The 23051-nt window shown below is 71.5% G+C and carries 19 protein-coding genes and 1 tRNA gene; 16 read left to right on the top strand and 4 right to left on the bottom strand.

The window, feature by feature from the left end; translation table 11 throughout:
* Nucleotides 1–11 precede the first annotated feature (11 nt).
* From H0S66_RS05105 to H0S66_RS05040, 14 genes are read left to right on the top strand one after another with little or no spacing between them, the layout of a single operon-like run.
* The gene (locus H0S66_RS05105; protein WP_179614434.1) at nucleotides 12–566 is read left to right on the top strand and encodes a NuoB/complex I 20 kDa subunit family protein; all 555 of its coding nucleotides are present in this window, start codon (nucleotides 12–14) and stop codon (nucleotides 564–566) included.
* Nucleotides 563–1327 (top strand): NADH-quinone oxidoreductase subunit C, encoded by a 765-nt coding sequence (locus H0S66_RS05100; protein WP_179614433.1) that lies wholly within the window; start codon nucleotides 563–565, stop codon nucleotides 1325–1327. The genes H0S66_RS05105 and H0S66_RS05100 overlap by 4 nt, the downstream gene beginning before the upstream one ends.
* On the top strand, nucleotides 1327–2700 hold the full coding sequence (locus H0S66_RS05095; RefSeq protein WP_179614432.1) for an NADH-quinone oxidoreductase subunit D: 1374 nt from the start codon (nucleotides 1327–1329) through the stop codon (nucleotides 2698–2700). Before H0S66_RS05100 ends, H0S66_RS05095 begins: the two co-directional genes overlap by 1 nt.
* Nucleotides 2697–3503 (top strand): NADH-quinone oxidoreductase subunit NuoE, encoded by an 807-nt coding sequence (gene nuoE, locus H0S66_RS05090; protein WP_179614431.1) that lies wholly within the window; start codon nucleotides 2697–2699, stop codon nucleotides 3501–3503. The genes H0S66_RS05095 and nuoE overlap by 4 nt, the downstream gene beginning before the upstream one ends.
* Nucleotide 3504: 1 nt before the next feature.
* Entirely contained in the window at nucleotides 3505–4815 is a 1311-nt protein-coding gene (gene nuoF, locus H0S66_RS05085) for an NADH-quinone oxidoreductase subunit NuoF (RefSeq protein WP_179614430.1), read from the top strand.
* Complete coding sequence (locus H0S66_RS05080; RefSeq protein WP_179614429.1) at nucleotides 4812–7265, top strand: NADH-quinone oxidoreductase subunit G; 2454 nt, start codon at nucleotides 4812–4814, stop codon at nucleotides 7263–7265. The genes nuoF and H0S66_RS05080 overlap by 4 nt, the downstream gene beginning before the upstream one ends.
* A gap of 5 nt (nucleotides 7266–7270) precedes the next feature.
* Nucleotides 7271–8554 carry an NADH-quinone oxidoreductase subunit NuoH gene (gene nuoH / locus H0S66_RS05075; RefSeq protein WP_218876546.1) on the top strand — a complete coding sequence of 428 codons (1284 nt, stop codon included), beginning with the start codon at nucleotides 7271–7273 and terminating at the stop codon, nucleotides 8552–8554.
* A gap of 1 nt (nucleotide 8555) precedes the next feature.
* Nucleotides 8556–9146, top strand: a complete 591-nt coding sequence (nuoI, locus tag H0S66_RS05070) for an NADH-quinone oxidoreductase subunit NuoI (protein ID WP_179614427.1) — start codon at nucleotides 8556–8558, stop codon at nucleotides 9144–9146.
* Nucleotides 9143–10009 (top strand): NADH-quinone oxidoreductase subunit J, encoded by an 867-nt coding sequence (locus H0S66_RS05065; protein ID WP_179614426.1) that lies wholly within the window; start codon nucleotides 9143–9145, stop codon nucleotides 10007–10009. Before nuoI ends, H0S66_RS05065 begins: the two co-directional genes overlap by 4 nt.
* The gene (gene nuoK, locus H0S66_RS05060; protein WP_179614425.1) at nucleotides 10009–10311 is read left to right on the top strand and encodes an NADH-quinone oxidoreductase subunit NuoK; all 303 of its coding nucleotides are present in this window, start codon (nucleotides 10009–10011) and stop codon (nucleotides 10309–10311) included. The genes H0S66_RS05065 and nuoK overlap by 1 nt, the downstream gene beginning before the upstream one ends.
* Nucleotides 10312–10324: 13 nt before the next feature.
* Complete coding sequence (gene nuoL, locus H0S66_RS05055) at nucleotides 10325–12256, top strand: NADH-quinone oxidoreductase subunit L (protein WP_179614424.1); 1932 nt, start codon at nucleotides 10325–10327, stop codon at nucleotides 12254–12256.
* The gene (locus tag H0S66_RS05050) at nucleotides 12256–13845 is read left to right on the top strand and encodes an NADH-quinone oxidoreductase subunit M (protein WP_179614423.1); all 1590 of its coding nucleotides are present in this window, start codon (nucleotides 12256–12258) and stop codon (nucleotides 13843–13845) included. Before nuoL ends, H0S66_RS05050 begins: the two co-directional genes overlap by 1 nt.
* Nucleotides 13845–15431, top strand: a complete 1587-nt coding sequence (nuoN, locus tag H0S66_RS05045; RefSeq protein WP_179614422.1) for an NADH-quinone oxidoreductase subunit NuoN — start codon at nucleotides 13845–13847, stop codon at nucleotides 15429–15431. Before H0S66_RS05050 ends, nuoN begins: the two co-directional genes overlap by 1 nt.
* On the top strand, nucleotides 15428–16450 hold the full coding sequence (locus tag H0S66_RS05040; protein WP_179614421.1) for a polyprenyl synthetase family protein: 1023 nt from the start codon (nucleotides 15428–15430) through the stop codon (nucleotides 16448–16450). The genes nuoN and H0S66_RS05040 overlap by 4 nt, the downstream gene beginning before the upstream one ends.
* Before the next feature lie 36 nt (nucleotides 16451–16486).
* Here H0S66_RS05040 and rarD read toward each other — a convergent pair whose 3' ends face one another.
* From rarD to H0S66_RS05020, 4 genes are all read right to left on the bottom strand, one after another.
* The gene (gene rarD / locus H0S66_RS05035; RefSeq protein WP_179614420.1) at nucleotides 16487–17395 is read right to left on the bottom strand and encodes an EamA family transporter RarD; all 909 of its coding nucleotides are present in this window, start codon (nucleotides 17393–17395) and stop codon (nucleotides 16487–16489) included.
* A gap of 3 nt (nucleotides 17396–17398) precedes the next feature.
* On the bottom strand, nucleotides 17399–18529 hold the full coding sequence (locus tag H0S66_RS05030; protein WP_370463664.1) for a 2-oxoacid:ferredoxin oxidoreductase subunit beta: 1131 nt from the start codon (nucleotides 18527–18529) through the stop codon (nucleotides 17399–17401).
* Nucleotides 18526–20496, bottom strand: a complete 1971-nt coding sequence (locus H0S66_RS05025; RefSeq protein WP_219633619.1) for a 2-oxoacid:acceptor oxidoreductase subunit alpha — start codon at nucleotides 20494–20496, stop codon at nucleotides 18526–18528. Before H0S66_RS05025 ends, H0S66_RS05030 begins: the two co-directional genes overlap by 4 nt.
* 192 nt (nucleotides 20497–20688) lie before the next feature.
* Nucleotides 20689–21180, bottom strand: coding sequence for a YajQ family cyclic di-GMP-binding protein (locus H0S66_RS05020; RefSeq protein ID WP_179614419.1), 492 nt, complete (start codon nucleotides 21178–21180; stop codon nucleotides 20689–20691).
* 150 nt (nucleotides 21181–21330) lie between these two features.
* Between H0S66_RS05020 and H0S66_RS05015 the strand changes: the two genes are divergently transcribed.
* Nucleotides 21331–21413 (top strand) — tRNA-Tyr (locus H0S66_RS05015).
* 99 nt (nucleotides 21414–21512) lie between these two features.
* A complete protein-coding gene (locus H0S66_RS05010; protein WP_179614418.1) occupies nucleotides 21513–23051 on the top strand; it encodes an LVIVD repeat-containing protein in 1539 nt (512 codons plus the stop codon).

The following is a 23051-nucleotide window of genomic DNA, read 5'->3' as shown; positions in this document are numbered from 1 at the left end:
AGGACCCAGCCATGGGTATCGAGGAGAAGCTCCCCAGCGGCGTCCTGCTGACGACCGTCGAGGGCGTGGCCGGCTACATGCGCAAGGCCTCGTTCTGGCCCGCGACGTTCGGCCTGGCCTGCTGCGCCATCGAGATGATGACCAGCGGCGGCCCGAAGTACGACATGGCCCGCTTCGGCATGGAGGTCTTCCGCGCGAGCCCGCGCCAGGCCGACCTGATGATCGTCGCCGGGCGCGTGAGCCAGAAGATGGCCCCGGTCCTGCGCCAGATCTACGACCAGATGGCCGAGCCCAAGTGGGTCCTGGCGATGGGCGTGTGCGCCAGCTCCGGCGGCATGTTCAACAACTACGCGATCGTGCAGGGCGTCGACCACGTCGTGCCCGTCGACATGTACCTGCCCGGCTGCCCGCCGCGGCCCGAGATGCTCATCGACGCGATCCTCAAGCTGCACGACCAGGTCCAGTCGACCAAGCTCGGGGCCAACCGCCTCGCGCAGATCGAGGAGCTCGAGAACGAGCGCCTCACCGCGCTGCCGACCTCCGAGATGAAGGGCCTGCTGCGGTGAGCGACGACAAGGACGTCACGACGGCGACCCCCGACGGGCCCGAGCAGACCCCCGGCAAGCCGGCGGTGGAGCAGTCGCCCGAGAACCTGCCCTCCGCCCCCGGCCAGGTCCACCAGGTCGGCCAGCGCCACGGGATGTTCGGCGTGCGCGGCACCGGTGACACCAGCGGCTACGGCGGCCTGGTCTCGGCCGTCACCTACCCCGCGCCGAGCAGCCGTCCCTTCGGCGGCTGGTTCGACGAGGTCGCCGACGCCCTCGAGGCCGCGACCCGCTCGGCCGGGCTCGAGCAGGCCGTCGGCAGCGTCGTGGTGCACCGCGGCGAGATCACCTTCCACGTGCGCCGCGAGGACCTCCTCGACGTGGCGCGGCTGCTGCGCGACGACGAGGCGCTGCGCTTCGAGCTGTGCTCGAGCGTCTCCGGCGTGCACTACCCCGACGACACCGGGCGCGAGCTGCACGTGGTGATGCACCTGCTCTCGATGACCCACAACCGCCGGATCCGCGTCGAGGCCACCGCCCCCGACGCCGACCCGCACGTGCCCTCGGTGGTCGCGGTCTACCCGACCGCCGACTGGCACGAGCGCGAGACCTACGACATGTTCGGGATCGTCTTCGACGGCCACCCCGGGCTCACGCGCATCCTCATGCCCGACGACTGGCCGGGCCACCCCCAGCGCAAGGACTACCCGCTGGGTGGCATCCCCGTGGAGTACAAGGGCGGCACCGTGCCGCCTCCCGACCAGCGGAGGTCGTACAACTGATGGCTGCCAACACCGGAACCAACACCAGCACGGGCGCCGGCGAGCAGGACCTCTACGCCGGCACCCAGGAGACCTCCGAGGGGCGCGTCTTCACCGTCTCCGGCCAGGACTGGGACTCCATCACCGAGGGGCTCGAGGAGGGCGCCGAGGAGCGCGTCGTCGTCAACATGGGCCCCCAGCACCCCTCGACCCACGGCGTGCTGCGCCTGATCCTGGAGCTCGAGGGCGAGACGGTCACCGAGGCCCGCTGCGGCATCGGCTACCTGCACACCGGCATCGAGAAGAACATGGAGTTCCGCTCCTGGACGCAGGGCGTCACGTTCTGCACCCGGATGGACTACCTCTCCCCGTTCTACAACGAGATGACCTACGTGCTCGGCGTCGAGCGGCTGCTCGACATCGAGGCCGACGTGCCCGAGAAGGCGCAGGTCATGCGGGTGCTCCTGATGGAGCTCAACCGTCTCTCCTCCCACCTGGTCGCGATCGCCACCGGCGGCATGGAGCTCGGCGCGCTGACCGTGATGACGATCGGCTTCCGCGAGCGCGAGCTGGTGCTCGACCTCTTCGAGCTGATCACCGGCCTGCGGATGAACCACGCCTTCATCCGCCCCGGCGGCGTCGCCCAGGACCTGCCTCCCGGCGCCCTCGACGAGATCCGAGGCTTCATCGACCTGATGCGCAAGCGCCTGCCCGAGTACGCCGCGCTGTGCAACGCCAACCCGATCTTCAAGGGCCGCCTCGAGGGCGTGGGCCACCTCGACCTCGAGGGCTGCCTGGCGCTGGGCCTGACCGGTCCGCCGCTGCGCGCCACCGGCTACCCCTGGGACCTGCGCAAGTCCGAGCCGTACTGCGGCTACGAGACCTACGACTTCGACGTGCAGACCTGGGACACCGCCGACGCCTACGGCCGCTTCCGGGTGCGCCTGGCCGAGATGTGGGAGTCGCTGAAGATCGTCGAGCAGGCCGCCGAGCGCCTCGCCGGCCTCGAGGGCGCTCCCGTCATGGTCGCCGACAAGAAGGTCGCCTGGCCCAGCCAGCTCTCGATCGGCTCCGACGGCATGGGCAACAGCCTCGACCACATCCGCCACATCATGGGCGAGTCGATGGAGGGCCTGATCCACCACTTCAAGCTGGTCACCGAGGGCTTCCGGGTCCCGACCGGCCAGGCCTACGTGCCCGTGGAGTCGCCGCGCGGCGAGCTCGGCGCACACGTCGTCTCCGACGGCGGCACCCGACCCTTCCGGGCGCACTTCCGCGACCCGTCGTTCACCAACCTGCAGGCGACGTCCGTGATGAGCGAGGGCGGCATGGTCGCCGACGTCATCGTGGCGATCGCCTCGATCGACCCCGTGATGGGAGGCGTCGACCGATGACGCTGTCGCAGACGACCCTCGACGAGCTGCGCGAGATCGCCGGCCGCTACCCCGAGGCCCGCTCCGGCCTGCTGCCGATGCTGCACCTGGTGCAGTCCACCGAGGGCCGGGTGACCCCTGAGGGCATCGAGGCGTGCGCCGAGATCCTCGACATCTCCGCGGCCGAGGTCAGCGGTGTCGCGACCTTCTACACGATGTACAAGCGCCGCCCCGTCGGCGACTACCACGTCGGGGTCTGCACCAACACGCTGTGCGCGGTGATGGGCGGCGACCAGATCTTCGAGCGGCTCAAGGACCACCTCGACGTCGGCAACGACGAGACCACCGCCGACGTGCCGGGCCAGAAGAACATCACCCTCGAGCACGTCGAGTGCAACGCGGCCTGCGACTACGCGCCGGTGATGATGGTCAACTGGGAGTTCATGGACAACATGACCCCCGACTCGGCGGTCGCCCTGGTCGACGACCTGCGCGCCGGCAAGGAGGTCACCTCGACCCGTGGCCCGCGCGTGTGCACCTGGCGCGAGGCCGAGCGCGTGCTCGCCGGCTTCCCCGACGGGCGCGCCGACGAGGGCCCCGCCGCGGGCCCCGCCTCGCTGGTGGGTCTCGAGATCGCCCACGAGCGCGGCTGGAGCGCCCCCTCGGCGCAGGCCTCGGGCGCCACCGGCACCGAGCCCACCGCCGACGGCGAGGGCGCCGAGGCCGCGCGTCGTACCGACGCCTCCGAGGAGGCCGAGTCGGCCGCCGTCGAGGCGGAGAGCGGCAGCGACCAGACCGCCGCGGAGAAGAAGGAGGCGAACTGACGTGGTCGACACCCTGACCCCGGTCCTCACCGCCAACTGGGGCGCCGAGCGCTCCTGGACCCTGGCGTCCTACGAGGAGCACGGCGGCTACGCCGGGCTGCGCACCGCCCTGGGCATGGCCCCCGACGACGTGATCGCCGCTGTCAAGGACTCCGGTCTGCGCGGGCGCGGCGGCGCGGGCTTCCCCACCGGCATGAAGTGGGGCTTCATCCCGCAGGACAACCCCAAGCCCAAGTACCTCGTGGTCAACGCCGACGAGTCCGAGCCGGGCACCTGCAAGGACATCCCGCTGATGATGGCCAGCCCCCACACGCTGGTCGAGGGCGTCATCATCAGCTCCTTCGCCATCCGCGCCAACAAGGCCTTCATCTACATCCGCGGCGAGGTGCTCCACGTCATCCGCCGGGTCCAGGCGGCCGTGGCCGAGGCGTACGCCGCCGGCCACCTCGGCACCGACATCCACGGCAGCGGCTACGACCTCGACATCGTGGTCCACGCCGGCGCCGGCGCCTACATCTGTGGCGAGGAGACCGCCCTGCTCGAGGGCCTCGAGGGCCGTCGCGGCCAGCCGCGCCTGCGCCCGCCGTTCCCCGCCGTGGCCGGGCTCTACGCCAGCCCCACGGTCATCAACAACGTCGAGTCGATCGCCTCGGTGCCCTCGATCATCGCCCACGGCGCCGACTGGTTCGCCTCCATGGGCACCGAGAAGTCCAAGGGCTTCGGCATCTTCTCGCTCTCGGGCCACGTCGCCCGGCCCGGGCAGTACGAGGCCCCGCTGGGCATCACGCTGCGCGAGCTGATCGACCTGGCCGGCGGCATGCGCGCCGGCCACGAGCTGAAGTTCTGGACCCCCGGCGGCTCCTCGACCCCGATGCTGACCGCCGAGCACCTCGACCTGCCGCTCGACTTCGAGGGGATGGCCGAGGCCGGCAGCATGCTCGGCACCCGCGCCCTGCAGCTCTTCGACGAGACCACCTGCGTGGTGCGCGCGGTGCTGCGCTGGACCGAGTTCTACAAGCACGAGTCCTGCGGCAAGTGCACCCCGTGCCGCGAGGGCACCTGGTGGCTGGTGCAGACCCTGGCCCGCCTGGAGAAGGGGGAGGGCCGCGAGGAGGACCTCGACCTGCTCCTCGACCAGTGCGACAACATCCTGGGCCGCTCGTTCTGCGCGCTCGGCGACGGTGCCACCAGCCCGATCTCGAGCTCGATCAAGTTCTTCCGCGACGAGTACCTCGCCCACCTCGAGCACGGGGGCTGCCCCTTCGACCCCGCGGCCTCGACCGTCTTCGCCACCGCTGGAGCCCAGGCATGACAACCACCCCCGAGAGGACCTCGGCCGAGGTCGAGCTGGTCCAGGTGACCATCGACGGCATCGAGGTCAGCGTCCCCAAGGACACCCTGGTGATCCGGGCCGCCGAGCAGGTCGGCGTGCAGATCCCGCGCTTCTGCGACCACCCGCTGCTCGAGCCGGTCGGCGCCTGCCGCCAGTGCCTGGTCGACGTCCCCGACGCCGGCAACGGCCGCGGCTTCCCCAAGCCGCAGGCCTCCTGCACCCTGCCGGTCGCACCGGGCATGGTCGTCAACACCCAGGCCACCAGCGAGGTCGCCGACAAGGCCCAGCAGGGCGTCATGGAGTTCCTGCTGGTCAACCACCCGCTCGACTGCCCGGTCTGCGACAAGGGCGGCGAGTGCCCCCTGCAGAACCAGGCGATGTCCAACGGGCGCGGCGAGTCGCGCTTCACCGCCTCCGGCGGCGTCAAGCGCACCTTCCCCAAGCCGATCAACCTCTCCCCGCAGGTGCTGCTCGACCGCGAGCGCTGCATCGTGTGCCAGCGCTGCACCCGCTTCGCCGAGGAGATCGCCGGCGACCCGTTCATCGCGCTGGTCGAGCGCGGCGCCCAGCAGCAGATCGGCATCGCCGAGTCGGCGCCGTTCCTGTCCTACTTCTCCGGCAACACCATCCAGATCTGCCCGGTGGGCGCGCTCACCTCGGAGTCCTACCGGTTCCGCTCGCGCCCCTTCGACCTGGTCTCCACCCCCAGCGTCGCCGAGCACGACGCCTGCGGCTCCGCGATCCGCGTCGACCACCGTCGCGGCAAGGTGATGCGTCGCCTGGCCGGCAACGACCCCGAGGTCAACGAGGAGTGGATCACCGACAAGGACCGCTTCGCCTTCACCTACGCCCACCTCGAGGACCGGCTGGGCTACCCGCAGGTGCGCGACCGCGTCGAGGACGGCGGCGACGGCTCGCTGCGCCCGGCGTCGTGGCCCGAGGCCTTCGCCGTGGCCGCGCGCGGGCTGGCCGCCGCCGGCTCGTCGGCGGTGCTGACCGGTGGCCGGATGAGCACCGAGGACGCCTACGCCTACGCCAAGCTGGCGCGGGTCACGCTCGGCACCAACGACATCGACTTCCGCGCCCGCCCGCACTCGGCGGAGGAGGAGCAGTTCCTCGCCGCCCACGTCGCCCTCGGCGCCCCCGAGGCCGGCGGGGTCACCTACGCCGACCTGGAGTCGGCGGCGACGGTGGTGCTGGCCGGGCTCGAGCCCGAGGACGAGGCCGGCGCGGTCTTCCTGCGCCTGCGCCGCGCGGCCAAGCACGGCACCCGCGTGCTCGCGGTCGCGCCGTACCTGACCCGCGGGCTCGCCAAGCTCTCCGCCCACCTGGTGCCCACCGCCCCCGGCGCCGAGGCCGGTGCGCTCGCCGCGATGGTCGAGCACGCCGAGCACGGTGTCGACGCCACCACCGTCGTGCTGGTCGGCGAGCGCCTGGCGACCTCGCCCGGCGCGCTCACCGCGGCCGCCGACCTGGCCGCCCGCACCGGCGCCCGACTGGCCTGGGTGCCGCGTCGCGCCGGTGACCGCGGTGCGGTCGAGGCCGGCTGCCTGCCCGGCCTGCTGCCCGGCGCCCGGCCGGTGGCCGACGCCGCCGCCCGCGTCGACGCCGCCGCGTCGTGGGGCGTCGCCTCGCTGCCCGAGACGCCCGGCCGTGACGCCGACGCGATCGTCGCCGCCCTGGTCGCCGGCGAGGTCGGCGGCCTGGTCGTCGGCGGGGTCGACCCCGCCGACACCACCGACCCGGCCGCGACCCGCGCCGCCCTCGAGGCCGCCTCCTTCGTGGTCGCCCTCGAGCTGCGCGAGACCGAGGTGACCCGGGCCGCCGACGTGGTGTTCCCCGTCGCCGCCGCCGTCGAGAAGGCCGGCACGTTCGTCAACTGGGAGGGGCGGGTGCGTCCCTTCGAGGCCGTGCTGCCCAGCCCCTCGTCGCTGCCCGACCTGCGGGTGCTCGCCGGCATCTCCGAGGAGCTCGCGGCCGCCGGCCACGGTGCCGCCCTCGGGTTCCGCACCGTCGACGAGGTCCGCGCCGAGATGGCCGACCTCGGCGCCTGGGACGGCGACCGGGCCGCGATGCACTCCGACCCGCTCTCGGACCCCACCGGGGCCGCCCCGGGTGAGGGCGTCGCCCTCTCGACCTGGAAGCAGCTCATCGACGACGGCGCCATGCAGGCCGGCGACAAGCACCTCGCCGCCACCGCCCGGCCCGCCGTGGCCCGCCTCAGCCCCGCGACGTACGCCGCCGCCTCCCTGTCGGGCGGCTCGGTCACGGTCGTGGGCGACCGCGGTGAGCTGACGCTGCCCGTGGAGCAGGTGCCCGGCATGGTCGACGACGTCGTGTGGGTGCCGTCCGCGTCCTTCGGGACCTCCGTGCTCGAACGCCTGGCCTCGCCGGGCAGCCGCGTGAGCCTGAAGGGAGCCTCGCTGTGAACGAACTGCCCCTCTTCGGCCAGGACGTCTGGTGGCTGGTGCTGGTCAAGGCCGTGCTCATCTTCGTCGTGCTGGTGCTGCTGACGCTGTTCAACATCTGGTGGGAGCGGCGCGTCGTGGCGCGCATGCAGCACCGCATCGGCCCCAACGTGCACGGCCCCTTCGGCCTGCTGCAGTCGCTGGCCGACGGCGTGAAGCTGGCGCTGAAGGAGGACATCATCCCCAAGGCGGCCGACAAGGTCGTCTTCGTCCTCGCCCCGGTGCTGGTGGTCATCCCGGCCTTCGTCACCTTCTCGGTGATCCCCTTCGGCCCCGAGGTCACGATGTTCGGCGAGCGCACCCCGCTCCAGCTGACCGACATGCCCGTCGCGGTCCTCTTCGTGATGGCCATCGCCTCGATCGGCATCTACGGCATCGTGCTCGGCGGCTGGTCCAGCGGGTCGACGTACTCGCTGCTGGGCGGCCTGCGCTCGAGCGCGCAGATGATCTCCTACGAGGTCGCGATGGGTCTCGCGCTCGTCGCGGTGTTCCTCTACGCCGGCTCGCTGTCGACCTCCGAGATCGTCGCGGCCCAGGAGGACTGGTGGTTCGGCGCGATCCTGTTCCCCTCCTTCGTCATCTACGTGATCTCGATGATCGGTGAGACCAACCGCGCGCCCTTCGACCTCCCCGAGGCCGAGGGCGAGCTGGTCGGCGGCTTCCACACCGAGTACTCCTCGCTGAAGTTCGCGCTGTTCTTCCTCGGCGAGTACATCAACATGGCGACCGTCTCGGCGCTGGCCACGACGCTGTTCCTCGGCGGCTGGCGCGCCCCGTTCTGGATCGACGAGATCTGGGCCGGCGCCAACGAGGGCTACGTGCCGCTGATCTGGTTCTTCGGCAAGATGCTGCTCTTCATCTTCTTCTTCATCTGGCTGCGCGGGACCCTGCCGCGGATGCGCTACGACCAGTTCATGGACCTGGGCTGGAAGGTGCTGATCCCGGCCGCGCTGGTCTGGGTGGTCCTGGTCGCGACCATGCGCTACGTCTCGACCGCCTACGAGCTGGGTACCCAGGAGATCCTCATCGGCGGTGGCGTCCTGCTGGCGCTGATCCTCGTGTGGGGCTTCTTCGGTCCCGACGAGTCGGCCGACGAGCAGGTCGTGGACGACCACACCGCGCCCACCGGCGCCTACCCCGTCCCGCCGATGCCGAGCGGGGGTGCCGTGCGCGGCGCCGCCGCCCCGCTCACGTTCCCGACGTCCCGCACGCAGGCCACCGTGTCCCACGGTGCCCCCGAGGAGAGCTGACATGGCAGAGTCCCCCGGCGCCAAGAGCATGAAGGAGCAGTTCTGGGACCCCATCGCGGGTTTCGGGGTCACGTTCCGCACCATGTTCCGCAAGGTCGTCACCGAGCAGTACCCCTTCGAGAAGCTGCCCACCGCGCCGCGCTTCCACGGCCGTCACCAGCTCAACCGCTGGCCCGACGGGCTGGAGAAGTGCGTCGGGTGCGAGCTGTGCGCCTGGGCGTGCCCCGCCGACGCGATCTACGTCGAGGGCGCCTCGAACAGCGACGAGCCGGGTGCCGAGGAGGGTTCGGGCCGGTTCAGCCCCGGTGAGCGGTACGGCCGCGTCTACCAGATCAACTACCTGCGCTGCATCCTGTGCGGGCTGTGCATCGAGGCGTGCCCGACCCGGGCGCTGACGATGACCAACGAGTACGAGCTGGCCGACTCCACCCGCGAGTCGCTGATCTACGAGAAGTCCGACCTGCTCGCGCCGCTGCTGCCGGGCATGGAGCAGCCGCCGCACGCGATGCTGCTGGGTGACGACGAGACCGACTACTACCGCGGCCAGTACGCCGCGCCGGCGCCGGGCACCACCGGGGAGGGCGCCCAGTGATCGCCTTCTGGGTGCTCTCGCCCCTCATCGTCCTCGCCGCGCTCGGCGTGGTGCTGGTGCGCCGCGCGGTGCACTCGGCGCTGCTGCTGGCCGTGGTGATGATCAGCCTCGCGGTGCTCTACCTGACCCTCGACGCGCCGTTCCTCTTCGCGGTGCAGATCATCGTCTACACCGGCGCGATCCTGATGCTGTTCCTCTTCGTGCTGATGCTGGTCGGCGTCGACGCGGCCGACTCGGTCGTCGAGACGATCCGCGGCCAGCGGGTGCTCTCGATCCTCGGTGGGCTGGTCATGGGCCTGCTGCTGGTGGTGGTGGTCGCCCAGATCTCGCTCGGCACCGTGGTCGGGATGGGCGTGGCCAACTCCGGCGGCAACATCGAGGGCCTGGCCGACCTGCTGTTCGCGCGCTACGTGCTGGCCTTCGAGGCCACCGCCGCGCTGCTGATCACCGCCGCCCTCGGCGCGATGCTGCTCGCCCACCGCGAGCGCCTCGAGCCCAAGGAGGGCCAGCGCGCGATGGCGACGCGCCGCATGCAGGAGTACGCCGCCACCGGTCGCCACCTCGGGCCGCTGCCCTCGCCGGGCGTCTACGCCCGCCACAACGCGGTCGACACCCCGGCGCTGCTGCCCGACGGCACCCCGGCCGAGGACTCGGTCTCGCGGGTGCTCAGCGCCCGCGGCACGGTGCGCTCGGCGCCGGCGCTGGCCGACGACATCGAGGAGGTGCAGCGCACCCTCGACGGCGTCCGCGGCATCTCCGGCGGCTCCGGCAGCGCGGCCGACACCTCCGCCGGTGCCGGTCACAACACCGAGAACCCCGAGACCCGCCCGCTGGGCGCCGACCGCCCCGAGGGAGACGAGTGATGGACGACGTCACCCCCTACATCGTGCTCAGCACGATCCTGTTCACGATCGGCTCGGTCGGCGTGCTCACGCGCCGCAACGCCATCGTGGTGTTCATGTGCGTCGAGCTGATGCTGAACGCCTGCAACCTCGCGCTGGTGGCCTTCGCCAAGCAGCACGGCAACCTCGACGGGCAGGTCGCGGCCTTCTTCGTGATGGTCGTCGCCGCCGCCGAGGTCGTGGTCGGGCTCGCCATCATCATGACCATCTTCCGGACCCGTCGCTCGGCCTCGGTCGACGACGCGAGCCTGCTGAAGTACTAGGAGCCCGCCGCAGATGTTTCTCTTGTCCGAGGGTGGCGCGTCCATCCCCGTGGTCGATCCCGTGGGCGCCGACGGCGTCTTCTCGCTGCTGTGGCTGGTGATCGCGCTGCCGCTGGCCGGCGCCGCGATCCTGCTCCTGGGCGGGCGCCGCACCGATGCGTGGGGCCACTGGCTCGGCACGCTGACCGCGGTCGGCTCCTTCGTGCTCAGCCTGGTCCTCTTCGTCTCGCTGACCGGCCGCGAGGAGGGTGAGCGCCAGGTCGTCCAGCACCTCTACGACTGGATGCGCGTGGGCGACCTGACGGTCTCCCTCGACCTGCTGCTCGACCCGCTGTCGGTGCTGTTCCTGCTGCTGATCACCGGCGTCGGCTCGCTGATCCACGTCTACTCGATCGGCTACATGGAGCACGACCCGCGCCGTCGCCGCTTCTTCGCCTACCTCAACCTGTTCGTCGCGGCCATGCTGATGCTGGTCCTGAGCGAGAACTACCTCGGCCTGTTCCTGGGCTGGGAGGGCGTGGGCCTGGCCTCCTACCTGCTCATCGGCTTCTGGCAGCACAAGCCCTCGGCGGCCGCCGCGGCCAAGAAGGCCTTCGTGGTCAACCGCGTCGGCGACATCGGCCTGAGCCTGGGCATCGCGCTGTTCTTCGTCACCTTCGGCTCCACCAGCTTCACCGTCATCAGCGCGAACGCCTCCGGCGCCAGCGACGGGGTCCTGACCGCGCTGGGCCTGCTGCTGCTGCTCGCCGCCTGCGGCAAGTCGGCGCAGGTGCCGCTGCAGTCGTGGCTGCTCGACGCGATGGAGGGCCCGACCCCGGTCTCGGCCCTCATCCACGCCGCCACCATGGTCACCGCCGGCGTCTACCTGGTGGTGCGCTCCAACTTCGTCTTCGAGCTGGCGCCGCACGCGCAGACCGCCGTGGTCGTGGTCGCCACCGTGACGCTGCTGTGGGGTGCGGTCATCGGTTGCGCCAAGGACGACATCAAGAAGGCGCTCGCCGGCTCCACGATGAGCCAGATCGGCTACATGATGCTGGCCGCCGGCCTGGGGGTCTACGGCTACGCGTTCGCGATCTTCCACCTCATCACCCACGGCTTCTTCAAGGCCAACATGTTCCTGGGTGCGGGCTCGGTCATGCACGGCATGAACGACGACGTCGACATGCGCCGCTACGGCGCGCTGCGCAAGGCCATGCCGGTCACCTTCCTGACCTTCGCCATGGGCTACCTGGCGATCATCGGCTTCCCGCTGTTCTCCGGCTTCTGGTCCAAGGACAAGATCATCGAGACCGCGCTCATCGAGAGCCCGGTCGCGGGCGTCGGCGCGCTCATCGGCGCCGGTGTCACCGGCTTCTACATGACCCGGCTGATGCTGATGACGTTCTTCGGCGAGAAGCGCTGGAAGGACGACGTGCACCCGCACGAGTCGCCCTCGGTGATGACCGTGCCGCTCATCGTGCTCGCCGCGCTGTCGGTGCTCGGCGGCGTGCTCTACCTCGGCCACTGGATCGTCGACTGGCTCTCGCCGGTCGTGGGCACCGCGCCCGAGCACGAGCCGCCGGTCCCGGCGATCGTGATCACGCTGCTGGTCCTGGCCGTCGTGGCCGTCGGTGTCGCCACCGCCTGGTTCCTCGTCGGCAAGCGCCCGGTGCCGGTCACCGCGCCGCAGGACGTGTCGTTCGCGACCCGTGCGGCCCGCGCCGACCTGTACGGCGACACGATCAACGAGACCCTGGTGATCAACCCCGGCCGGCACGCCACCGCGGGGCTCACCCGCGGTGACCGCAGCCTGGTCGACGGGCTGTTCACCGGCTCGGCAGGGGTCACCGCCGCGCTCGGTGGCCAGCTGCGCAAGCTCCAGAACGGTTTCGTGCGCTCCTACGCCCTCTCCGTCGTCGGCGGGGTCGTCCTCGTCCTCGGCGCGCTCCTGGTGGTGAACCTGTGATGTCCGACGTCCCCTGGCTCAGCCTCCTCGTCCTGGTGCCCCTCGTGGGCGCGGTCGCGGTGCCCTTCCTGCGCGGCTCGGCCGCGCTGACCAAGCAGGTCGGCCTCGGCGTCTCGTTGGCCACCCTCGCGCTCGCCGTGGCCGTCGCGCTGCAGTACGACGTCGACGGCGGCATGCAGCTGAGCGAGACCCACGACTGGATCAGCGCCTTCGGCGTGCACTACGCGCTGGGCGTCGACGGCCTCGGCCTGCTGCTGGTCCTGCTGACCGCGGTGCTGGTCCCCGTCGTGCTGCTGGCCTCCTGGCGTGACGACGAGGGCTACCTCGACGGCGGCGCCCAGGGCTCCCCGGCGGCCTTCGTGGCCTGGACCCTCGCGCTCGAGGCGCTGTCGCTGGCGGTCTTCCTGGCCACCGACGTCTTCCTCTTCTACGTGGTCTTCGAGGCCACGCTGATCCCGGCCTACTTCCTGATCGGCGGCTTCGGCCGCGTCGGGCGCAGCGCAGCCGCGGTGAAGTTCCTGATGTTCCAGCTCGCCGGCGGCCTGGTGCTGCTCGGTGGCGTCATCGGCCTCTACGTCGTCTCCGCCCAGCAGGGCACGCCGTCGTACCTGCTCTCGGACCTCACCGAGCTCGACATGTCGACCTCGGCCGGGCGCTGGCTCTTCGCGGCCTTCTTCATCGCCTTCGCGATCAAGGCGCCGCTGTTCCCGGTGCACACCTGGCTGGCCGACACGACCGAGAAGGCCACCCCCGGCACCGCGGTGCTGCTGGTCTGCGTGCTCGACAAGATCGGCACCTTCGGCATGCTGCGCTTCTGCCTGGGGCTCTTCCCCGAGGCCTCGCAGTGGGCCACCCCGCTGGTCGTGGTGCTGGCGCTGGTCTCGATCGTCTACGGCGCGCTGGTGGCCATCGGCCAGGACGACCTGATGCGCCTGATCGGCCTGACCTCGCTGAGCCACTTCGGCTTCATCACCCTGGGCATCTTCGTCTTCTCCAGCCAGGGCGGCACCGGCTCGATCCTCTACATGGTCAACCACGGCCTGGGCACCGCTGCGCTCTTCCTGGTCGCCGGCTACGTGGTGGCCCGCCGCGGCACCGCCTCGATCCGCGAGATGGGTGGCGCCGAGAAGGTCACGCCGGTCCTCGCCGGGCTGTTCCTCGTCGCCGGCCTGGCGGCGCTCGGCCTGCCGGGCCTGAGCACCTTCGTCTCCGAGATGCTCGTGATCATCGCCGCCTTCGACTACGCCTGGTACGTCGGCGCGGTCGCGGTGACCGGCATCGTGCTGGCCGCGATCTACGCGCTGTGGATGTACCAGCGCACGATGACCGGCCCGACCGTCGAACCGGTGCCCGGCACCGTGCGCGAGAGCCGCGACCTCACCACCCGCGAGCTGGTCGCCGTCGCCCCGCTCTTCGTGGGCCTGGTGCTCTTCGGCTTCTACCCGATGCCGCTGATGGAGGCGGCCGACCCCTACGTCGGCGACCTGCTCAGCCAGGTGGGCGTCACTGACGACCCGCCGGAGGTCGGCGCGGACGCGCACAGCGACGCCGGCTCCGACTCCGACACCGCCGAGGAGGGCGAGAACTGATGGGCGAGTTCACCAAGCCGGTGATGGAGTACGGCAGCATCTGGCCGCTCTTCGTCGTCTTCGGCGTGGCCTGCCTGGGCGTCCTCGCCGAGGCGTTCCTGCCCCGGGGGCGCCGCCACACCACCCAGCTGGTGCTGGCCGTCGCCGGCCTGGTGGCCGCGCTGGCGGGCACCGTGTGGATCGGCACGGACCTCGAGGTCACCGAGGGCGGGGCCGCCCGCGGCCTCTTCGGCGCCGCCGGCGCCGTCGCCGTCGACGGTCCGACGGTCTTCCTGTGGGGCATGCTGCTGGTCTTCGCGCTGACGGGGGTCGCGCTCTTCGCCGAGCGCCGCCTCGAGAGCGGCGTCTCGGCCTTCGCCGGCCAGGCCGCCGCGCTGCCGGGCACCGAGGCCGAGCGCCGCACCCAGGCGCTCGACCACAGCGAGGTCTACCCGCTGCTGATGTTCGCGGTCACCGGCATGATGCTCTTCCCGGCCGCCGCCGACCTGCTGACGCTGTTCGTGGCCCTCGAGGTCCTCTCGCTGCCCCTCTACCTGCTCGCCGGACTGGCCCGACGCCGCCGGCTGCTGAGCCAGGAGGCCGCGCTGAAGTACTTCCTGCTCGGCGCCTTCTCCTCGGGCTTCTTCCTCTACGGCGTCGCGCTGGTCTACGGCTTCGCCGGCTCGATGGACTTCGCAGCGATCGACGAGGCGGTGCGCAACGACACCGCCAACCGCGGCCTGCTGCTGGTCGGCATCGGGATGCTGATGGTCGGCCTGCTCTTCAAGGTCGGCGCGGTGCCCTTCCAGGCCTGGACCCCCGACGTCTACCAGGGCGCGCCCACCGCGGTGACCGCCTTCATGGCCGCCGGCACCAAGATCGCCGCCTTCGGCGCGATCCTGCGCCTGCTCTACGTCGCCTTCGGGGCCGAGCGCTGGTCGTGGCAGCCGATGATGTGGGTCATCGCGATCCTGACCATGCTGGTCGGCGCCGTGCTCGCGATCGTGCAGACCGACGTCAAGCGGATGCTGGCCTACTCGGCGATCGCGCACACCGGCTTCCTGCTCACCGGCGTCCTGGGCGTCCAGGGCGCGGGCGAGCTGGCCGAGGGCCAGGTCACCTCGCTGCAGTCGGTGATGTTCTACCTGCTCACCTACAGCTTCGCGACGGTCGGCGCGTTCGCCGTCGTCACGCTGGTGCGCGACTCCTCCGGCGAGGCCACCGCCATGGCCCGCTGGGCCGGCCTGGGTGCGCGCTCCCCGCTCGTCGCGGGTGCGTTCGCCTTCTTCCTGCTCTCGATGGCCGGCATCCCGCTGACCGCCGGGTTCACCGGCAAGTGGGCCGTGTTCACCGTGGCCCTGTCGGCGGGCGCCTGGCCGGTCGTGCTGGTCGCGATCGCCGCCAGCGTGCTGTCGGTGTTCTTCTACGTCCGGCTGATCCGCGTCATGTACTTCGCGGTGCCCGAGGGGGAGGTCGCCTCGGTGACCACCCCGTCGGCGCTGACGACCGCGGTCATCGTCGTCGGTGTCGTCGGCACCCTGGCGCTCGGCGTGGTGCCGGGCCCGGTGCTCGACCTCGCCGCCGATGCCGGACAATTCATCAGGTGAGCTCGACCCCGCCCCTGGCCAACCTCGCCCTGCCCGTCACCGACGAGGCCCTGGCTGCGCGCCTGCAGCAGCGCCTCGACACCATCGAGGAGCTGCTCGCGGGCCACGTCCAGGGCCGCACGAAGTACGTCTCGGAGGCCGCCGCGCACCTCATGTCGGCCGGCGGCAAGCGGTTCCGGCCGCTGCTGGTGCTGCTGGCCGCCGAGACGGGGCCCGAGCCGGGCTGTGACGACGTGCTGACCGCGGCCTGCGTCGTGGAGATCACCCACGTCGGCTCGCTCTACCACGACGACGTGATGGACGAGGCCGACCTGCGCCGCGGCGCCGACTCGGCCAACGCCCGCTGGGACAACCTCGTGGCCATCCTCACCGGCGACTTCCTCTTCGCCCGCTCCTCCGAGCTGACCGCCCGCCTGGGCGCCGACGCCGTGCGCATCCAGGCCGAGACGTTCACCCGGCTGGTCGAGGGCCAGATCCTCGAGACCGTGACGCCCGGGCCCGACGAGGACCCGCTGCAGCACTACCTCGACGTGGTGGCCGGCAAGACCGGCTCGCTGATCGCCACCTCCGCGCGCTACGGCGCCCGCTTCAGCGGCGCCCCGCGCGAGGTCGAGGAGGCCCTGGCGGCGTACGGCGAGATCGTCGGGGCGGCCTTCCAGCTCTCCGACGACATCCTCGACATCGCCTCCGAGACCGACGAGTCCGGCAAGACCCCCGGCACCGACCTGCGCGAGGGCGTGCCGACGCTGCCGGTGCTGATGGCCCGCGCCGCCGGCGCCGGGTCGAGCGACCCCGCCGACGTACGCCTGCTCGAGCTGCTCGACGCCGACCTCACCGACGACGCGCTGCTGGCCGAGACCCTCGGCCTGCTGCGCGCCCACCCGGCGATGGAGCAGGCGCGGGCCTACGTCGTGAGGCAGGCCCAGGCAGCGAAGGCCCACCTCGACGTGGTGCCCGCCGGGCCCGTGCGCGAGGCCCTGGAGGCCTTCGCCGACCTCGTGGCCGTCCGCACCGGCTGAGCCCCGCCGCGGCCCCGGCAGCGCGTCGACAGCGCGTCAGCCGACGCTGGCGGCGACGGTCAGCCGCAGCTGGCGGCGCCGGTGGCGCAGCGCCTCGAAGGTGAAGACCGCCAGGGCGACCCACACCAGCACGAAGCCGACCCACCGCGCGGTCGGCATGTCCTCGCGGAAGTAGAGGACGCCGAGCAGGAACTGCAGCGTCGGCGTGAGGTACTGCAGCAGCCCGATGGTGGTCAGCGGGATGCGGGTGGCGGCAGCGCCGAAGCACAGCAGCGGCACCGCGGTGACGACGCCGGTGGTGGTCAGCAGCAGCGCGTGGCCCACCCCGTTGCTGCCGAACTCGGCGGCCCCGCTGGAGCCCAGGACGGCCAGGTAGGCCAGGGCGACGGGGGTGACGAAGAGGGTCTCGAGCGTGAGGCTGGGCACCGCGCCGGCGTTGGCGGTCTTCTTCAGCAGCCCGTAGGTGCCGAAGGACAGTGCGAGGGCCAGCGCCACCCAGGGCGGTCGCCCGTAGCCGATCGTCAGGACCACCACGGCGGCCGCGGCCACGGCCAGGGCGACCACCTGCAGGCGCCGCATCCGCTCGCCGAGCAGCAGCACGCCCATCAGCACCGTGACGAGCGGGTTGATGTAGTAGCCCAGCGCGGTCTCCACGACCCGGTCGTGGGTCACGCCGTAGATGTAGACGCCCCAGTTGGTGGTGATCGTGGCCGCCGCGGCGACCAGCAGCAGGGTGCGGCGGCGGTCGGCCAGCAGCGCCCGCAGCGCCGCCAGCTGGCTCAGCGCGACCACCACGACGGCCATCGTGACCGCCGACCAGACCACCCGGTGCCCCAGCATCTCCAGCGAGCCGGCCGGCTCGAGCAGCGGGAAGTAGAGCGGGAAGGCTCCCCACATCAGGTAGGCCGCTGCCCCCAGGAGGACACCGCGGCGGGACTCGGCCAAGGACTAGACGACCGTCCAGGTGTCGGCGCCGGTGATGAGGGCGCTGAGGCGCTCGGCCGGGTCGGCGTCGCTGGTCGCGCCGGCGGTGGCCAGCTGGGCGCGGGCCTGGTCGTCGTACGTCGCCCGCTCGACCTGGCGGAAGATCCCGATCGGGCTGGTGTTCAGGTAGCCGGCGTCGGTCAGGCGGCTGATCGCGAACGCCACCGAGGGGTCGGGGTTGTGGGCGTCGTGGACCAGCAGGTCGGCCTCGGCGACCTGGTCGGGGCCGTCGCCGACCTCGACGACGCGCACGCCGCCGGTGGCCGGGTCGTGGGCCACGCCCTTGGTGGCCCGCCCGTCCTCGGTCGGGACGCCGAAGGTGATCGGCTCGCCGTGCACCAGCGGGATGATCGCGTCGGCCTTGGTGTCGCGGTCCTTGATGGCGTCGAAGGCGCCGTCGTTGAAGATCGGGCAGTTCTGGTAGATCTCGACCAGCGACGTGCCGCGGTGCGCGGCGGCCGCGGCCAGCACCTCGGTGAGGTGCTTGCGGTCGGAGTCGATGGTGCGGGCCACGAAGCTCGCCTCGGCCCCGAGCGCCAGCGACACCGGGTTGAAGGGGTGGTCGACCGAGCCCATCGGGGTCGACTTGGTGACCTTGCCGGCCTCGGAGGTGGGGGAGTACTGGCCCTTGGTCAGGCCGTAGATCCGGTTGTTGAACAGCAGGATCGTCATGTTGACGTTGCGGCGCAGCGCGTGGATCAGGTGGTTGCCGCCGATGGAGAGCGCGTCGCCGTCACCGGTGACGACCCACACCGACAGGTCCTCGCGGGCCGTGGCGATGCCGGTGGCGATCGACGGCGCCCGGCCGTGGATCGAGTGCATGCCGTAGGTGTCGAGGTAGTAGGGGAACCGGCTGGAGCAGCCGATGCCCGAGACGAAGACGATGTTCTCGCGGCGCAGGCCCAGGTCGGGCAGGAACGACTGCACGGCCTTGAGCACGGCGTAGTCGCCGCAGCCGGGGCACCAGCGCACCTCCTGGTCGGAGGTGAAGTCCTTGCCGGTCTGCGGGGCCGCGCCCTCGTAGGCGGGCACCGAGTCGGTGCCCGAGCGCAGGCCCGGGGTGGGCAGGTCGGTGCGGTTCGGGGTGAGCGTCACTGGTGGACCTCCTGGCTGGTCGCGACGGAGAGGTCGAGCTGGTCGGCGGGGATGCCCTCGGCCTGGGCGACGAGCTCGCCGATGACCTGGGCGAGCTCGGCGGCCTTGAGCGGCATGCCGTTGACCTGGTGGTGGCCGATGGCGTCGACGAGGTACTTCGCGCGCAGCAGCATCGAGAGCTGGCCGAGGTTCATCTCGGGCACGAGGACCTTGTCGTAGCCGGCGAGGATCTCGCCGAGGTCCTTCGGGAACGGGTTGAGGTGGCGCAGGTGCACCTGCGCGACGTCGTAGCCGGCGCGGCGCACGCGACGCACGCCGGCGCCGATCGGGCCGTAGGTCGAGCCCCAGCCCAGCACCAGCACCTTCGCGCGGCCGGAGGGGTCGTCGACCTGCAGCGGCGGCAGCGACTCGGCGATCCGGTCGACCTTGGCCTGGCGGGTGCGCACCATCCGCTCGTGGTTGGCGGGGTCGTAGGAGATGTTGCCGTGGCCCTCGCCCTTCTCGAGCCCGCCGATGCGGTGCTCGAGACCGGGGGTGCCGGGCACGGCCCAGGGCCGCGCCAGGGTCTCCTCGTCGCGCAGGTAGGGCCAGAACTCCTCGGTCTCGGTGACCGTGCCGTCCTTGGCCGTGCTGGTCGAGGTGTGGTTGGTCGCGGTCGCGAAGGCGGGGTCGATGCTCGGCAGGTCGGCGACCTCGGGGATCCGCCACGGCTCCGAGCCGTTGGCCAGGTAGCCGTCGGAGAGCAGCATCACGGGGGTGCGGTAGGTGATGGCGATGCGCGCCGCCTCGATCGCGGCGTCGAAGCAGTCGCCGGGCGACTGCGGGGCCACGATCGGCACCGGCGCCTCGCCGTTGCGCCCGAACATCGCCTGGAGCAGGTCGGCCTGCTCGGTCTTGGTGGGCAGGCCGGTCGAGGGGCCGCCGCGCTGCACGTCGACGACCAGCAGCGGCAGCTCGGTCATCACGGCCAGGCCGATGGCCTCGGACTTCAGGGCCACACCGGGCCCCGAGGTGGTGGTCACGCCCAGCGCGCCCGAGAAGGAGGCGCCGATGGCGGCGCCGACGCCGGCGATCTCGTCCTCGGCCTGGAAGGTGGTGACGCCGAAGCCCTTGTGCTTGCTGAGCTCGTGGAGGATGTCGCTGGCCGGGGTGATCGGGTAGGAGCCCAGGAACAGCGGCAGCCCCGACTGCACGCCCGCGGCCACCAGGCCGTAGGACAGCGCCAGGTTGCCGGTGATGTTGCGGTAGGTGCCGGCCGACATCGGGGCCGGCTTGACCTCGTAGCGCACCACGAACGTCTCGGTGGTCTCGCCGAAGTTCCAGCCGGCCCGGAAGGCCGTCAGGTTGGCGTCGCGCACGGCGGCGTTCTTGGCGAACTTGCGGGCCAGGAAGGTCTCGGTGCCCTCGGTGGGGCGCCCGTACATCCACGACAGCAGGCCGAGGGCGAACATGTTCTTGGCCCGGGCGGCGTCCTTGCGCGAGAGGCCGAACTCCTTGACCGCGCCGACGGTCATGCCGGTCAGGTCGACGGGGTGCACGTTGAAGCCGTCGAGCTCGGAGCCCGGGGTGTCCAGCGCCTCGAGCGGGTCGGCGTCGTAGCCGGCCTTGGTCAGGTTGCGCGCCGAGAAGTCGTGGGTGTCGACGATGATCGTGGCGCCCTTGGGCAGGTCGCCCAGGTTCGCCTTGAGCGCGGCCGGGTTCATCGCCACCAGCACGTCGGGGGCGTCACCGGGCGTGAGGATGTCGTGGTCGGCGAAGTGCACCTGGAAGGAGCTGACGCCCGGCAGCGTGCCCTGGGGGGCGCGGATCTCGGCCGGGAAGTTGGGCAGCGTCACCAGGTCGTTGCCGAAGGAGGCCGACTCGGCGGTGAAGCGGTCGCCGGTCAGCTGCATCCCGTCGCCGGAGTCGCCCGCGAAGCGGATGATGACGCGGTCGAGCTGCTTGACCTGCTTGGTGTTCTCGGACACGAGGTGCCACTCCTGTGGTTGCTGCGCGGACAGACCGGCCGAGCATACTGCGGGTATGTCGGAATGAGAACTCGTTCTAGTTCTCGTGACTCCGGGCTCGCCGGACGCCCTCCACTGTACGGCGGGGGCGTAGCAGGACCGCGCCCCAGCCGAGGAGTGAACGGTGTCAGCGGCGACCGCCCGGACGTGCTCTCAGCGGTAGTTGGTGAACTGCACCGCGAAGTCGTAGTCCTGCGCCTTGACCAGCGCGATGACCTGCTGCAGGTCGTCGCGCTTCTTGGAGGAGACGCGCAGCTCGTCGCCCTGGATCTGCGCCTTGACGCCCTTGGGGCCCTCGTCGCGGATCAGCTTGGAGACCTTCTTGGCGTCCTCGGAGGAGATGCCCTCCTTGAGCGCGATCGAGATCTTCGACTGCTGGCCCGAGGGGCGCGGCTCGGAGGCGTCGAGCACCTTGAGCGAGACGTCGCGCTTGACGAGCTTGCCCTTGAAGACGTCGAGGACGGCGCTGGCGCGGTCGTCGGCCGAGGCGCTGATCTCGATGGCGTGCTCGCCGGACCACTCGATGCTCGCCCCGGTGCCCTTGAAGTCGAAGCGGGTCGCGATCTCGCGGGCGGTCTGCCCGAGCGCGTTGTCGACCTCCTGGCGGTCGATCTTGGAGACGATGTCGAAGGACGAGTCGGCCATGGGGTCCACCTGGTTCTCGGTCGTAGCGGTCTGGTCGGGGCGCGCGGGGTGCCTGCGCGGGGTGCCGCGGCAGTTTGCGGTCGCGCCCGGGGGCTGCGCTATTGTTTCGTCTCGTTGTCGCGTGGCCAAACGCCCGCACGGCAGCACCCTGGCAGATTGCCCGAGCGGCCAATGGGAGCGGACTGTAAATCCGTCGGCTTTTGCCTTCGAAGGTTCGAATCCTTCATCTGCCACAGCACCACCGAGGAGCCCCCGAGCAGCGCCTGGCGCCGCTCGGGGGCTCTTCTGCTGTCCGCCGCGTAACCGCAGCCGTCCCCTCCCGTTGTCCGGGCATGACCCGACGCGCCGGCTCCGCCCTGCTCGCCCTGACCCTGGCCGCCCTGGCCCCCGTGCTCGCCGCCCCCTCGGCGCTGGCGCACCAGGGAGGTGACCTGCCCACCAACACCCGGGCCGCCGAGGTCGCCACCGAGGGCGAGGGCGTGGCGATGGAGTACGTCGCCAACCTGCAGTACGACGACAGCGGCGAGGCGCAGAACGGCTCCGACATCGAGTTCATGCGCCTGGGCAAGCGGGAGTACGCGCTGGCCGGCACCCTGCGCGGTGGCCTGCAGATCATCGACATCACCCGGCCCCGCAAGCCCAAGCCGGTCGCGGTCTACGACTGCGACATCTCCCAGGGCGACATCCAGGTCTGGAAGCGCCGCGGCCGGGTGCTGGCCAGCTACACCGCCGACGGCACCGTGGGCGCGGCCGGCGCCGCGTCGCGCTGCGGCACCGAGCTCGGCCTCGAGGCCGGCGACGCCGGCACCGTGATCGTCGACGTCACCGATCCCAAGCGCCCCGGGACCGTGAGCTGGCTGCCGGTCCCTGCGGGCTCGCACAACATGACGATCCACCCCAGCGGCAAGTGGCTCTACAACTCCAACTCCGACCTGCTCACCGCCGGGCCCGAGCCGATCATCACCATCTACGACATCCGCCGCCCGACCCGACCGGTGAAGGTGCAGGACTTCGCGATCCCCTTCGTGCCGACCTCGCTGGGCTCGGAGTCGCACGACATCACCTTCAGCGCCGACGGCACCCGCGCCTACTCCGCGGCGCTCTCGCAGACGCTGGTGCTCGACACCACCGACCCCGCGGACCCCGCGATCATCGGCCAGATCGTCGACCCGGCCGTCAACGTCTCCCACCAGGCCGACCCGGTGACCCTCAAGGACTCCGACGGCGTCAAGCGCACGATCCTCATCGTCACCGACGAGCGTGCCGGCGCCGCGGCCTCGGTCGAGTGCCCCGGCGGCGGCCTGCACCTCTACGACATCACCGGCGACCTCGAGACCGCGCCCGCCAAGATCGGCACCTGGTTCGCGCCGGCCTACTCGGTCCAGGACGGCGCCACCTGCACCTCCCACGTGCTGCGCATCTACCCGCGCCAGAAGCTGCTGACCATCGCCTGGTACGCCAAGGGCGTGCGGGTGCTCGACATCTCCGGGCTCGCCGACGCCGCCAGCGACCCGCTGGCCGGCCCGGCCGCGATCGCCTTCGGCGACGGGGTGGGCATGAAGGAGGTCGGCCACTTCGCGATGCCCGACTCCGACGCCTGGTCCTTCAAGACCAACAAGATCAAGCGCAACGGCTCCTTCTTCGGCTACGCCAACGACCTGGTCCGCGGCTTCGACGTCTTTCGGTACGACGGCTCGACCATCGGCGACGTCAAGCCCCTCAAGCCCCGCGACCTCAAGCCGCGCCGCCAGCGCAGCGTGGGCGCCGACCGGGTCGACGCCTCCACCGCCGCCGGTCTCGCGCTGGTCGTGCCGGCGACGCTCGGGGCGCTGCTCCTGCACCGCCGGGCCGCGCGCCGCCGCCGCGACTGA

This window comes from Nocardioides marinisabuli (assembly GCF_013466785.1).
Classification (GTDB): Bacteria; Actinomycetota; Actinomycetes; order Propionibacteriales; family Nocardioidaceae; genus Nocardioides; species Nocardioides marinisabuli.
This window is presented reverse-complemented; position numbering and strand designations above follow the sequence as displayed.

Bases quoted from the DNA above. Each gene is read 5' to 3' on its own strand.
- nuoK (WP_179614425.1), top strand. From the start codon at position 10,009: ATGGACGACGTCACCCCCTACATCGTGCTCAGCACGATCCTGTTCACG.
- H0S66_RS05095 (WP_179614432.1), top strand. From the start codon at position 1,327: ATGGCTGCCAACACCGGAACCAACACCAGCACGGGCGCCGGCGAGCAG.
- H0S66_RS05010 (WP_179614418.1), top strand. From the start codon at position 21,513: ATGACCCGACGCGCCGGCTCCGCCCTGCTCGCCCTGACCCTGGCCGCC.
- H0S66_RS05105 (WP_179614434.1), top strand. From the start codon at position 12: ATGGGTATCGAGGAGAAGCTCCCCAGCGGCGTCCTGCTGACGACCGTC.
- nuoI (WP_179614427.1), top strand. From the start codon at position 8,556: ATGGCAGAGTCCCCCGGCGCCAAGAGCATGAAGGAGCAGTTCTGGGAC.
- nuoL (WP_179614424.1), top strand. From the start codon at position 10,325: ATGTTTCTCTTGTCCGAGGGTGGCGCGTCCATCCCCGTGGTCGATCCC.
- nuoN (WP_179614422.1), top strand. From the start codon at position 13,845: ATGGGCGAGTTCACCAAGCCGGTGATGGAGTACGGCAGCATCTGGCCG.
- H0S66_RS05080 (WP_179614429.1), top strand. From the start codon at position 4,812: ATGACAACCACCCCCGAGAGGACCTCGGCCGAGGTCGAGCTGGTCCAG.
- H0S66_RS05020 (WP_179614419.1), bottom strand. From the start codon at position 21,180: ATGGCCGACTCGTCCTTCGACATCGTCTCCAAGATCGACCGCCAGGAG.
- H0S66_RS05050 (WP_179614423.1), top strand. From the start codon at position 12,256: ATGTCCGACGTCCCCTGGCTCAGCCTCCTCGTCCTGGTGCCCCTCGTG.
- nuoE (WP_179614431.1), top strand. From the start codon at position 2,697: ATGACGCTGTCGCAGACGACCCTCGACGAGCTGCGCGAGATCGCCGGC.